Source organism: Laceyella sacchari, assembly GCF_024927925.1.
Classification (GTDB): Bacteria; Bacillota; Bacilli; order Thermoactinomycetales; family Thermoactinomycetaceae; genus Laceyella; species Laceyella sacchari.
The window spans coordinates 1,546,779-1,560,221 of sequence record NZ_CP103866.1 but is presented as its reverse complement, the minus strand read 5'-3'; the positions used below and the strand labels follow the sequence as shown (position 1 = coordinate 1,560,221).

Annotated in this window: 12 protein-coding genes; 4 read left to right on the top strand and 8 right to left on the bottom strand. The window is 47.8% G+C overall.

What is annotated here, in order from left to right; translation table 11 throughout:
- Positions 1-161: 161 nt before the first annotated feature.
- The 5 genes from NYR52_RS07880 to NYR52_RS07860 all read right to left on the bottom strand — a co-directional run bounded on the left by NYR52_RS07880 (position 162) and on the right by NYR52_RS07860 (position 5,052).
- Positions 162-344 (bottom strand): YggL 50S ribosome-binding family protein, encoded by a 183-nt coding sequence (locus NYR52_RS07880; RefSeq protein ID WP_022738072.1) that lies wholly within the window; start codon positions 342-344, stop codon positions 162-164.
- A gap of 135 nt (positions 345-479) precedes the next feature.
- The gene (locus NYR52_RS07875; RefSeq protein ID WP_022738074.1) at positions 480-1,382 is read right to left on the bottom strand and encodes a macrolide 2'-phosphotransferase; all 903 of its coding nucleotides are present in this window, start codon (positions 1,380-1,382) and stop codon (positions 480-482) included.
- A 451-nt stretch (positions 1,383-1,833) separates the two neighbouring features.
- Positions 1,834-2,847 (bottom strand): S66 family peptidase, encoded by a 1,014-nt coding sequence (locus tag NYR52_RS07870; protein ID WP_259436649.1) that lies wholly within the window; start codon positions 2,845-2,847, stop codon positions 1,834-1,836.
- 248 nt (positions 2,848-3,095) lie between these two features.
- Positions 3,096-4,064, bottom strand: coding sequence for a phosphotransferase (locus tag NYR52_RS07865; RefSeq protein ID WP_259436648.1), 969 nt, complete (start codon positions 4,062-4,064; stop codon positions 3,096-3,098).
- A complete protein-coding gene (locus tag NYR52_RS07860) occupies positions 4,045-5,052 on the bottom strand; it encodes a helix-turn-helix transcriptional regulator (protein ID WP_259436647.1) in 1,008 nt (335 codons plus the stop codon). Before NYR52_RS07860 ends, NYR52_RS07865 begins: the two co-directional genes overlap by 20 nt.
- A gap of 141 nt (positions 5,053-5,193) precedes the next feature.
- Between NYR52_RS07860 and NYR52_RS07855 the strand changes: the two genes are divergently transcribed.
- Complete coding sequence (locus NYR52_RS07855; protein ID WP_132220265.1) at positions 5,194-5,616, top strand: VOC family protein; 423 nt, start codon at positions 5,194-5,196, stop codon at positions 5,614-5,616.
- Positions 5,617-5,735: 119 nt separating this feature from the next.
- Here the strand turns inward: NYR52_RS07855 and NYR52_RS07850 are convergent, their stop codons facing one another.
- Positions 5,736-6,281, bottom strand: coding sequence for a DUF6022 family protein (locus tag NYR52_RS07850; RefSeq protein WP_259436646.1), 546 nt, complete (start codon positions 6,279-6,281; stop codon positions 5,736-5,738).
- 169 nt (positions 6,282-6,450) lie between these two features.
- Positions 6,451-6,858: a VOC family protein gene (locus NYR52_RS07845; RefSeq protein ID WP_132220970.1), complete on the bottom strand. Its 408-nt coding sequence runs from the start codon at positions 6,856-6,858 to the stop codon at positions 6,451-6,453.
- A gap of 350 nt (positions 6,859-7,208) precedes the next feature.
- Between NYR52_RS07845 and NYR52_RS07840 the strand changes: the two genes are divergently transcribed.
- The 3 genes from NYR52_RS07840 to NYR52_RS07830 all read left to right on the top strand — a co-directional run bounded on the left by NYR52_RS07840 (position 7,209) and on the right by NYR52_RS07830 (position 12,566).
- Complete coding sequence (locus tag NYR52_RS07840) at positions 7,209-7,619, top strand: hypothetical protein (RefSeq protein ID WP_132220263.1); 411 nt, start codon at positions 7,209-7,211, stop codon at positions 7,617-7,619.
- A gap of 525 nt (positions 7,620-8,144) precedes the next feature.
- Entirely contained in the window at positions 8,145-9,398 is a 1,254-nt protein-coding gene (locus NYR52_RS07835) for a GNAT family N-acetyltransferase (protein ID WP_259436645.1), read from the top strand.
- Between the two features lie 495 nt (positions 9,399-9,893).
- On the top strand, positions 9,894-12,566 hold the full coding sequence (locus NYR52_RS07830) for a phosphoenolpyruvate synthase (protein WP_259436644.1): 2,673 nt from the start codon (positions 9,894-9,896) through the stop codon (positions 12,564-12,566).
- 76 nt (positions 12,567-12,642) lie between these two features.
- Here the strand turns inward: NYR52_RS07830 and NYR52_RS07825 are convergent, their stop codons facing one another.
- A complete protein-coding gene (locus NYR52_RS07825; RefSeq protein WP_158283241.1) occupies positions 12,643-13,224 on the bottom strand; it encodes a thermonuclease family protein in 582 nt (193 codons plus the stop codon).
- Positions 13,225-13,443 lie beyond the last annotated feature (219 nt).

The window sequence follows — 13,443 nt, the reverse complement described above, 5'->3', positions numbered from 1 at the left end:
ATATTTCATGAATGCAGAGAATCAACTATGTTTAAATTGGCTCCCTTGGTCTTTTTTATTATACCTGAATGAGAGGAACCAAGTGTGCAACTTGACTGAAAAATCCAATTTACAGATAAAAGAAAGGAGAGCTTTTCTTCCCTCCTCTACATAACATCTATCTAATTATCTACTGCCTCCCCTTCCTCATCGACTTGATATGTTCCTCCACCAAACATCCACCCATTTGCCTCTACAAAGTCAATAAACTTATCCAAAAATTCATCATGATCAATGTCAACATGTTCATCTACAGCATAAATACAACCCTCAATATGTATACCAAGCCGTTTTTTCATCTCCATGTTCTACCCCCTATGTAAGATCAAAGCACACTGATTTATTTTCGTTTTGAGTTTTGCCATTTTGCATCATCATTTTATTTTGCGAAGGCTTGGGCAGTAAGTACCCAAACCTTCATTCACACAACACACGAGCCTCTATGTTTCCACGCCGAGTGTTTGCTTAGCCATGGTTTCATACTCTGCCAACCCGGATTTCATTGCGAATTCAGCAATAGCGACAGGATAGGCTGCTTGCAATTCGATAATATGCTCAACCATCGTTGGCCAAACCACTCCACCGTTTTTTTGATACGCATCAATCAATTTTTGTAGCCCACCCTCTCCAAAGAGTGAAAGATGGACGACAAAATCATTGGCCGGATCGTCAACGCGCGCTTCCATCCAATCGATGATTCCCGTAACACGGGCTTCTCTGTCAACTAAAATGTGTCCGACATGCAAATCGCCATGGATCAATGCAGTCTGTTTCGGCCAAAGCACATCATTGGCCAACCATTTCTGCCAACGGTCCCAAAGGGGTTGGCTTACACCGAAATGCACCTTGACTTTCTCCATCCTCTGTCGCATCGCCTCTCGCAGTTCCCCTGCAGCATGCACGGTCAAGCCAGCTTGTCTGGCCTGGTCAGGATTGGTGCGATGCAAGGCAGCCATGGCCCGGCCCAAGGTTTCATAAAAGATGTCTGGCACATTATGCTCATCGATCTCCCACACATACGCTTTTGCTTCTGGATCAATCGTTGCGGCAGGTACGCCTGCGAGACGCTTGTAAGCGATCAATCCATCGGAAAAAACCGTCCATTGTGGCGTTTGCACCGGAATCTTCCCATCCAAGAAATCGAGAATCGCCTTTTCTTTCCTGGCGGTCGGAACCACATCAGGGCGCCTCGGCAGACGCAAAACCCATTGTTCTCCTTGCTCGTCCACGGCAAACACGACGGAAAAGTCAAGGCCGGACTCATTCCGTGTCAATGCGTCTTCTCTCACCATCAGGCCATGCCGCCGGGCCACTTCCACCACTTGTTTATCGCTCAACGTCATCGTTTTTCCCCTCCTTTTCTTGTACGTGGTCATCTTTCCGGGTCGCATTGTCCGGGCCTTGGTTGTCCCCTGTGAAAGAGGGCAACTAAAAAACCCACAGGTTGTCTGCCTGTGGTTAGGTAATCGGAAAATGGTTAAAATTCCGTACATACTCGTCTACAATGGCCCAAAAAGTGAAGGCCTTCCCCATCCTGATCAGGGTGGCCGTAACACATCCCTTCCCCCACCAGTTGAGGGTTTGCAGGCGTAATATCGCTGTATAGTATAGCGGATTACCTTACAAACAGGCCAACCCATTCCGATTCCCTGCCCAAAAGCAGAACCTTTGAACACAATATTATTTATGATTGCAAAGGGTCGAATCGGAATGAGAATGCCATAAGTGACCCTCCGTTCAGTGTAAATTAAACAATGCAATCATTGTCCTTTTTCATGATGAGCAGAAAGGAGATCATCTAAAATACTGCTTGACGAACCCCTTTCCTTGAGCCACTTCCACTTCGGCATAGGCGCCATTGATAAACGTGATTTGCGGCGGAACATGTCCACAATCCATATCGTATATGACAGGTACTTGAAGCTCATCCGCCAGTTCCTGATAAACATCTTCCACCGTATAACCTTGCACGGGTTGATTGGCGGAGCTACGGCCAAACAGGATGCCTGAACACCCTTCAAACCACCCGGCCAACTTCATTTGCACCAATGATCTGCGCAAATCGGTAGTCACCAGTTCGCAATTCTCAAAAAACCAAAGTATGGGTTCCCCATCAATAAAAGCCTTTCTGAATTTCCCCACGTCGCCATACGGTGTGCCAATCAAGTGCCTGATCACATCAACGCATCCGCCGAGCAACCGCCCTTGTACCTTCGCTTTGGTATGGGATATCACTTTCCAGTGTGTTGGTTCTGTCAAATGAAAGAGACAAGGGGTTGGATTGTCATGTTGCCATTTTTCTTGATATTTGGTGGAGGAGTACTGAAGGATGGAGGCACCCCGCTCGGTGGACAAGACATCGAGCCAAGCGCCGGTAGTCTCATCCCAGTATTCCCCGCGAAGATCAACGAGATTAGGGCCATGTGCCGTAGCGATCCCCGTTGTCAACGTAATAGCCAGCAACAGCACACTGGTATCGGAATAACCCAACACCCACTTGTTCTTCATTTTTTCAAAATCGACATGCTCCAAGATCTCGATGAGGAGTTCGCCGCCCCAAGGGGGAATGATCGCCTGAATCTGATCATCGCTCATCATGCGATTAAATTCAGCTGCGCGTTTCTTCGCTGATGCTGACTTCGCTTTTTCTTGCGTAAAGGCGGTTTCTCCGCAAACAATATGAAAGCTCCTCTCCTCCAGTCGCCTGATCGAGCTGTCCAGCACCGCATGCAGTTCTGTCGGCACCCCGGAGGAAGGGGCAGTAATCCCAATGGTCATACCTGTTTTAAAAGATGGATAGTTAATCATGCACTGCCTCCCGGTCTTTTCTAAAAATTGTATCAAAACTCTATTAATTGAACAATCCTTTTCTATTTGTCTTCCCCTTGTCCGGCACAAGTCAGCTCATCACGCAATGATTGGTCAACCACCCACCGCGCGGTCAGTCACAACCTGTTCAGGCAGAAAAAGGCCATGGGCATAGCCTATGGTCCTTTGTGCATGACTTTTACATGTGCGACACATGAGACGGTAAGAAACTTGGCAGATGGCAACGCTCATTCACCCAAGAAGTCATCCAACTCATGCCAATGTTGCTGCAACCACTCGATCTCCACCATGAACCGCCGCGGATTGGCGCTTCGCTCCTCAATGTCCGCGGTGATCCACCAGCCTGATTCTTTTGTCCACAAAAGACGCAACGCTCGCACTGCCCTCTCCGCCGAGTACCCGGGCACAACTTCCCGATATCCGCTGAGGAATGCCAACGCTTTCGCTCGCACCATTCCTCGCTGGCCGTCTACACTACCTGACAACAAGGCTCTCGCAACATCGAGGTCGGGGTAAACATAACGCATGCGATCAAAGTCCAAAATAGCGGCAACTCGCTCATTTGCAAACAAAAAGTTGTCAAAATGGCAATCCCAATGGGTCCATCCTAGGCGACATCGGTCAAATCGGGAAAAGTCCAGCGTGTCCAAAATTTGCTTTTGTCTGTGGAGTAGCTGCATCACACGCTCGGATGGTTGGAAAATTTGCGCAAGAGCCATCTGTTTATTCCATTTTTGCAACAAGCGCGAGCGATCCGGCTTCCAAGCGAGCTCGGCCGGTGGAATCTGTTTCAACGCCTGATGCAATTTCCCCAACTCCTTCCCAAGGGAATGCATCTGTTCCACCGTTGCTTGCCCCGGAGCCACGACCTCCCCATCCATTTTCTCTTGCACTGCAAACACTTCCCCATTGCTTGATGTCAGCAACCGCTTCCCGCCAAACGAATAAACCATTGGGCATCGAATTCCTTGCTTCCGTACCGACTCTTGGATAAACAAGGCCTTGTTGATAAAGGGAAGTTTTTTTCCATGCCGGCGTTGGTTGTATTGCTTGACAAAAACGGACACACCATCAGCAAAGCGCACAATCCACTTCAAATTAAGCAACCCACGGTGAATGGGTTCACTATCTACAATTCTTTTTGAAAAAAGTGTTTCTACCCGCTCAAAAATATCTTTACGGATCACTTGGCTCATCACTTGCCCCCTCACCAGTCTTGCTCCCTTCGCCAGCCGGCACCACAGCGTATTTGTTCATGAGCCGGGAAAGAATTTCCTTCATACCATGCACCAATTCCAGCGGTTGCCGCACTGTCGCATCTTCTCCCAACCCCATAAAAAATTTGGCCAGAAAGGGAAGATCTCTTTTGGAAAAATGACCGTCCACCCACCCTCCACCATCCTCTTGATGATGCAAATGATTTGCCAGCCACCATTCGGTCTCACACTTTCGCACGCCCTCTTCATTCAATTCCACTCGCACGTGAACCATCGGCTCCGCTTGGGTCACAGGTTGGACATTGCCGAGGTGAACGTGTCGTATGTCCCGTGGTTTCACATTTGAAGATGCCTGTGCAACCGACTTGATCCGATCACATCGGAACACGCGATACCCACCACGCCAAAAACAATGGGCGGGGCAATACCATATGCCATCTCGCGCATAAATGCCAATCGGTTGGATGTGCCGGCTAACTTTCCCTTCCTTCGCCTCATACTCAATCAAAAGCACTTGCTGGTGAATGGCTCCTTCGAGCAATCTGGATAAATGAGGACTTTCCCCCCGCCTCATCGGTGTGATGAAATCGACGCGATTCTTCATTTGTTCAATTCGGTCACGTATGTCATTAGTCATGTAAGAAGTGAATTTATTCAACGCAGATGAGATTTCCGCTTCAAAAGGAATGGACAGATAATGGCGCAACGCATAAACGGAAAAAAAGATGGCAATTGCCTCTTCTTCGGTAAACGAGATGGGAGGGAGGCTTCTTTCATTCAACACGTGATAACCTCCGTGCGGTCCCACTTCAGAATACAAGGGCACCCCCAACTCACTTAACTCCTGTAAATCCCGCAATATGGTTCTCGTTGAGACACCGAATTCCTCCGCCAATTCCTTGGCTGTAAACTTCCGTTTGCGGTTGACTGTCATCATCAATTCCAGCAACCGTTTCGCTTTGGGCATCACGATCCTCCATTCGATCGATTTTATGACAATAGCTGTCACCATTATAAGCTACAATGGGCACCAAGCCGAACCTTGCTCGCTTCTTTATCAGTGAGCGGGCTTGGCATCAATCCATTGAATGTGAGGAGTGGGTATACCATGACAATGCAGTTGACCCCTTATGTTTTTTTTGATGGAAATGCGCGAGAAGCAATATGCTTTTATGAAGAGGTGCTTGATGCGGAGATTCTTTTCTGCCAGACCCTGGGGGAAGGGCCGGAAAATCCGGATCATCCTCTTCCTGCAGAAATGAAAGAAAAAATCGCGCACGCTGTGTTAAAAGTGGGCGACACGGAGTTGATGATCGGCGACGCCTTTCCCGGGCAAACCCTGCACGAAGGAAATCAAGTTAATATCTGCATCACCGTCAACACGACAGGGAAAGCGCAACAGCTTTACGATGTGTTAAAGCAAAACGGTCATGTGAGCATCCCGCTAGAAGAAACGTACTTCAGCCCCGCCTATGCCTTGGTGACAGACCGATTCGGCATCACCTTTCAGATCTTCACCAGAAGAAAATAACGCCGTATTCTCATTTACTCCCTTTGATGGCTGGCCCGTGTTCGCGTTACTGCGGGAGAGTCACAAAAAAATCATCGCTCTTTAGCGATGATTCATGCCGGGCCGATCTTGACTTCTGGTCAAGCGTCCCGGTTTTTCATATATTTCTCAGCTTCTATTCTAAACTCGCGCGCATCTCTAAACGAAGCGGACCGATGCGACAGGGCAGCAACGATATCAGCCTGATCAGTTTCTGCCAAGGCGAACACCTCTGGAGGACGTGGAACACGCAGTTGTGTATGATCATGATAAACTTTCGTAACAATGGTCCCTACCGCGACGCCATTTTCTTCTTCAATAACACTCCACATCCACCGCTCTTGGTCAGTGAAATCGTTGGTGTTACCCCATTCACGGGAAATATTTAAATCACCAGGCAGACGGGGGAGCGGTTTCAGCCCACTCTCTTTCAATTGCTCGTGAATTGGTGAAAACAAGAAGTTCAAATATGTTCCGTAAGCAGGGTCACCTACTTTTTTATACGCATCCATCAATTGCTCGTACTTTTCTTCAAATATCGCTTTCCAGTTTTCAGTGATATGCTCATTGATATACTGGGCAATGACATCGATGCGATTTCCTTCGCTTTCGGCGAGGATTTGCGGAAGTGGCTTCATTGTGCTCATTTTTAGCCCCTTTCGACATGCCAATTTCCAATAGCAACAAAAGGCTTTTTCCTATTTCATTATACAACATAGCAAATGAACTCCAATAACATGCCTTAATTTTTTTAAAACTATTCATCGCCAGTCCATCTCATCCGCTTACTTCCAAGCTGGAAGGCTAAACTCCCGCTCAACCATTCCAGCTTAATTGCCAAGAAACACCGAATCGATCAGCAACCCAAGCGAATTTTTTACTGAATGGATATGAATCTAACGGCATAAGCACTTCTCCGCCTTGGGACAGTTTCTCAAACAACTCGTCAACTTCACTTTCTGTCTCACATGTGACAAACAATGAAATCGCGGGTGTAAAGCTAAATTCATGTTTGATAGGACTGTCTATGCACATGAACCGTTGTCCATTGAGTGAGAAAACCGCTTGCGCCACTTTTCCACTCGCCTCGCTCCCATCGTCTTCATGACGGGACAAGGTAAGGATTTCTGACTGCTTGAACAAAGAAACATAAAAATTCATCGCTTCTTCGGCGTTGCCTTCAAACATTAAAAAGGTCGTGATTTTTTGATTTTCATTCTCCATCATTGGCAATCAACCCCTTTGATCAGAAAGGATAAAACGCTCTTTCTTCCATTGTCGACAAAAGCACCCATCCCCATTCTCTTCCCATTCTTCACATGGTCATCAAGATGACGGAATGATCAAAATTGGAATATAATAGTCTATGAAAGCGATGTTTCGCCAGTGAGGTGTCTGGCAAATCAAGTTGTTAGGGAAGAAGTGGGGGAAAAACCTTTTCTCGAGGAGCGCCGATGCACAAGTAAAGCGAATGGGAAAAGGGTTTTGGAGCCGCTGGCCTGTCAGACACGCTCCAGTTGGCAACATAGCTCATTTTTTAACCCCTTTACAAATCGAAAGAAAGGATCAGTCCAATGAAAAAAACCTTCGCTATTTTGTGTGCGGCGACCATCACCGCAGCCGCACTGCTCCCGTTCACCGCAAACCCGGTTTTTGCAAGTGTTCCGCGATATGCTTTTGAAACGGAAGATGGAAAGTGGGACGGCCATGTCTATAATCCCGAAGTAGTGGGGGATGTAGAAATCGTCCTTGTCCAACCTTTATACGCCAAATACACTAACGGCAAAACCGTGAAGCTTAAGGACACGTCCAAACTGTGGGTACGCCTTTGCGAAGCCAACACCCGTGCCTGCACCACCTATTACAACCTGGCTAGCGGCAAAGCGCTGTTTGACAATGTGCAAGTCGGACACTTTTATATTGATGTGAAGGACGAACTCCCCAATGCACATGTGTCCGGGCAGTTAGATGTTGTGTTTAAATGATCTCCCTCAAAGTGACCTGCGCTTTTTCCATCTCTTGACGCCACAATAATGGAAACGATGCAACCGTTCAGGAAACAAATTGTCGCAATAGAATTGGGCCGAAAATATTTATTTAGCGGGAAGAGCCAGATGCGTAGCTGGCTATTTCCGCTTTTTTGCGCAATCAGACCAATCCGTATCCTTTATTTCGCAAGTCAACGACGATCGGCTTATCAATAATAACCACTGTAATGCCGACTGCTACTCCAGAAACGGTTTTCCCTTCTTGATCCAGAACACGAATAGTAGCAGAACGTAACTTAGGTTGCTTACTTTCTTCATGGGCACAACCCACTAATATAAAGCAAGCAATTTCGACCTCTTTCTATAAAACACCTGTATTTTAATTTTATAAATATATATAATTTTACTTTAGCATGCATTTCTTTCATTTTTTTATGTTGGTGCGACAGACAAACTCCTCAACGCATGTGTCTTTACTTTTAAAATCCGCCTGTACGACGGACTTAAGAGAGGATGAACATAATGGGCGTGATCCGCGCCATTAAACAAAACGAAATCGACCGATTAATCACTTTGGTTGCCAATGCTTATCCATCTTTTGACGCGACAAGGGAAGAAGTTGTGCAACCGTTCAGGGAACAAGTTGCCGCCACCATCAAAGAGCCGGGAAACTCCCATTTTTACGGCTATTACCGCGATGAACAAATGTTGGGGGTTATGCGTTTGTATGACTATACCGTTCATTGGCACGGTTCCAACCTAATAGCCGGAGGCGTAGGCAGCATAGCGGTGGACTTGCTTCACAAAAAGGAGAAAATCGCCAAAGAATTGGTCACTTACTTCCTGCGGCACTATCGCAATCAAGGCGCTCACATTGCCTTCCTCTATTCGTTCCGCCCAGATTTTTACAAACGTATGGGCTTCGGCTTCGGCACCGAGTGGCACGAATACCGCATAACCCCCAGCACCCTCCCCAACGGCCAAGGCAAAGAGCGGCTCACTTTTTTGACAGAAGCAGACATTCCGGACATGTTGGCTTTGCATCGTCGGGTGACAGAACGAACGCATGGGATGATTGCCGCAACAGACCAAGATCTTAAGCGCTTATTCAGCGTGAAACAAAACCGCATAGTCGGGTATGTCAACAGACATAGACTTCAAGGATACATGGGGTTCCAGTACCGCAACAATCATTCCAAAAACGATTTCCATAACGACTTGCACGTCAACCAATGGATTGCGGAAGATCCGGCTGCACACCAAGCTTTTTTCGCCTTTTTACGTAGCCAATCCGACCAATTCCAGCGGATTGTGTTCTATGTGCAGGATCCTGAATTTCATCATTTGTTCGATGATCCACGTAATGACACATACAATATGATCCCTCCGTTGTCGCACGAGGTTCGCACGACGGGAATCGGCCTCATGGTTCGTATCCTGGATGCCAAACGCGCCCTCTCGACATCAACCATCTATCCCTTTGGCAATGTGAACGCCACCTTCACCTTCGAGATCAGAGACACTTTTTTGGCGGAAAACGAACAGCGCTTCACCATTACGTTCACAAATGGGAAGCCCGCGTTGCGCGACTTTGTCGACGAAGCACCCGTCGTTCGCATGGACATCAGCGATTTGTCTGCGCTTCTGTACGGAGCAGTCTCCCTCAACACCTTGCTCAACTACGGCAAAGCGACCCTTTCGGATGCACAATGGACGCAAACATTGCGTGCCTTGTTTCCCAAAGCGGACTTCCCTGTTTGCGACACCTTCTTTTAAAAAACCCATCCCCCTCATTTTGCCGGGGGATGGGTTTTTGATCACATCGCAAATCATCATCAAAGACAAGCCGTCTTAATTCCGAAAATTCAATCCATTTTTCAATCAGTCTGACAGCATCATCCACATAAGAACTGCATAAGGTGCACCAACACCAGCTGGGCTATTCAGCATGGCGGTCGCTCTCTCCATGGTGTTATCCTGGGCCAAGTTTGCATATAATAATGCGCAAATCCGCCAGGAAGGGGCTACACACCGTGATATGGCAAGAAGTTGTCAACGTGTTGTCTGAACAAGCCCCCGCGCTCTTCATTCTCTCTCTGCCGCTTCTCGCTTATTTGGTCAAATCGTTTCTAGCCAAGCGCAACTAGTCTATGAATCCATATTTTTTGCAAACCTATCCCCATTGCATCCCCATATTGACCATATGGTCAAAGAGCGATAAGATGATATTGACCGTATGGTCAATACCCTTCGCGTTTAAGGAGTAGAGACATGGAAACTTATGTTATGCATTTCCATGAGATTGATCAGACGCATGTGAGCGAAGTCGGCGGCAAAGGTGCCAACCTCGGTGAGTTATGCAAAGCCGGATTTCCTGTACCCCCCGGTTTTTGCATCACAACATCTGCTTACCGTGATTTTGTTGGTGCCAGCGACGAGTTTGATGAGTGGTTGAACGAGCTTGCGAAGTTTAAACCGGAACAGCTGGATCAGATTAGCTTATGGGGACAACGGATTCGCACTCATCTGCTCTCCCTATCCCCTTCTGAACCATTCACATCTGCCCTGTTCGACGCATGGAAAAAGGAAGGGACAGAACGGGCTTATGCTGTTCGTTCTAGCGCGACAGCTGAAGACTTGCCTACCGCTTCCTTTGCCGGGCAACAGGAAACTTATCTGAACGTAAAAGGGTTTGACTCTCTCTTAGAAGCGGTTAAAAAGTGTTGGGCTTCCCTGTTTACTGACCGCGCGATTGTCTATCGCATCAAAAACGGATTTGACCACCGTTCCGTCCGCTTATCGGTCGTCGTGCAACAGATGGTAATTCCGGATGTCTCAGGGATCATGTTTACTGCTGACCCTATCACCGGGCACCGGAACACAGTATCTATCGATGCCGGATTCGGCTTGGGTGAAGCTTTTGTTTCCGGATTGGTCACCGCTGATTTGTATAAGGTGCGCGGTAACCGAATCAGCGACAAGCAAATCGCCACAAAAGAAAAAGGCATCTTTGCCATGCCGCAGGGTGGTACGGAAACGAGAGATCTCCCTCCCGAACATCGACAAAAACAAGCATTGTCAGACGAGAAAATCTTGGAACTAGCCAAGCTTGGACGACGCATAAAAAAGCATTATGGCACGGAGCAAGACATCGAGTGGTGTCTGGAAGGAGACCGGTTTTTCATTTTGCAAAGCCGGCCTATCACCTCCCTATACCCACTCCCTCCCGCGAAAGATACTTCTCTCCGAATCTATCTTTCATTCGGCCACAAACAGATGATGACCGACTATATGAAGCCGCTTGGGATTTCGGTTTTACGCACCCTCATCCCAATCAACAAACAGTCCGACCATTCTGAAAGCCACAGCATGGTTGAAGCTGGCGGCAGATTGTACTTAGATTGCACGCCTGCCTTGCACCTCACATCCATACGAAACAAAATTTGCGCAAATGCCGAGCTGGATGATGATCTCCTGGCTCTGTCCAAGGCTATCCAGATGGAAGAGTTTCAGCAAAGCCTTCCCCGTCGAGGGGTGAGACGTCAATTTTTCCACACCTTCAAACGTTTTTTTACCGTCTATGGCCGAGTCATCCCCCGGTGGGTCAAACTGTTCTATTTCAGCGACCCCCAGAAGGCAGCCAAACAGGCGCACATCACCTATGAACAACATTTAGCTCGTTGCAAACTAAAGCTCATAGGCCTGTCCGGCTCCGAACGGATAAAGGCGCTACAGGAAAGTGTGGCGCGAGACGTATTGAAGGCGTTGGCAGATTCATTGGCTTGCACCTTGGCAGGTTTGATGGCAGGAGTCATCTTGGAGCGGTGTGTTAAGAAATGGTTGGGAGAAGAAGTGCCTCCCGCCCTGCACAAATCTCCGCCAGGTAATGTCACAAGTGAAATGGGCTTGATGATCGGCGATTTGGCAGATGCGGCAAGAGACTGCCCTGCATTGCTCCAATATCTCGAAACAGCGCAAGACGAAACGTTTTATGAGGGATTGCGCAACATTGAAGGCGGGGAAGCCTTTCAAGCTAAACTTTCTGCATTTATGGAAAAATACGGCATGCGCGCTCCCGGAGAGATTGATATTACGCGGGTTCGATACCGTGAGAAACCGACATTGCTCGTTCCGTCCATTCTAAGCCATATCCGAAGCAATCAAGTGAATGAGCATCGCGAAAATTTCAGTCGCGGGGAAAAGGAAGCCCATGAAGCGATTCAATCTTTGCTGTCCCGGATCAGAAAAACACGGGGCGGAGCGAGAAAAGCCAAACGGTTGGCGCGGTTAATCTCCATTTACCGCCATAACGTAGGCATCCGCGAACTGCCCAAGTACATCATCATCCGGCATTTTGCCCTCTTCAGGGAAGCGATCTTGGAAGAAGCAGAACTACTATGCCAGCAAGGTGTGTTGAAACAAAAGGAAGATGTCTTTTATTTCACGTTGGATGAATTGGTCGCTTTGGTGGAACACCGCTTACCTGACGCTCAATCGCTGATCGACTCCCGCAAGTTGCATGAAGCGCACTACAGCAAACTTTCACCCCCGCTCGTTATGACCAGCGATGGTGAAATATTTACCGCCGCCCGACGCAACGATAAAGCACCTCTCGGTGCATTGATCGGCATTCCCGCATCAGCAGGAATTGTCGAAGGATTTGTCAAAGTCGTCCGCACCCTGGAAGAAGGTCGATTGAACAAAGGGGATATTTTGGTCGCTCCTCACACGGACCCTGGATGGACACCATTATTCCACTCAGCCAAAGCGCTTGTGACAGAGGTCGGCGGCTTGATGACCCACGGCTCCGTCGTAGCCAGAGAATACGGCATCCCTGCTGTGGTCGGCGTGGAAAAGGCCACCACGCGCTTGAAAGATGGGCAATACATCCGCGTGGACGGAACAAACGGCTATGTGGAAATTTTGGCAGACCCCGCCGATTAAACCAACGCAAAAAGGCAGGCACATTACCAGTGTCTGCCTTTCTCCTCTGGTTCCTGCCGATTCCCGATTTTGCGCATTAAACGAAAGAATCTAAAACGACACGCAACAACTTGCCTCTTAACAGCTTGTATGTCCGCTCAATCCAATTCATCTTCTCAGGATGATAACCGGAACGACCGACATACGTTTTATTGGACCAGATCCCCTTGCCCTTGGACTTGGCCATCTGTTCTGCCTCTTTCATCTTTCTCACCATGTCAGGATTGCGGTTTCTGGTGTAGCTCACCCGGGCCAAGCCCTTTTTGGCCAACTCTTCCTGCAACAGCTTGCGATCGACATAGACATAAGCTAGCAATCGGCCATAATGGTCCCTTTTTTCCGCATCATATCCCAGTTCAACGACGCGGCTCTGATTAATCATATATCTGGTGAACAACTTAGCCTCTTCCCCATAAGGTTCAACCCCTTTGCGCGGATGACTCGTCTCGGGGGTGTCCACCAATAAAAATCTCACCCGTTCCTCTTTGTTGTTCTTAAACCGTACCCGAATGGTATCCCCATCATACACTTTCACAACTTGTACAGCGTCAATCTCGCCGACACTGTACATACTCTTCTTATTCGGCAATCGTTTTCGTTTCTTTTTTTTAAAAAACACTATGTCTTCACCCTTGATGTAAATTATCTCTTTAAACAGAAACTTATAAGTTCTCATTGATTATTCTACTATTAATAACAAATAAAAATCTATAACCTTTGGGAAGAAGTTTCCATCACTCTGCCATATGTTTCAATCCCATTTATGACCGTCTCCCTGATTCGCAAAGAAGACCGCCAGCTCCATCAAGGCCAGCGGTCCCGCTCCCACAGTGTACCA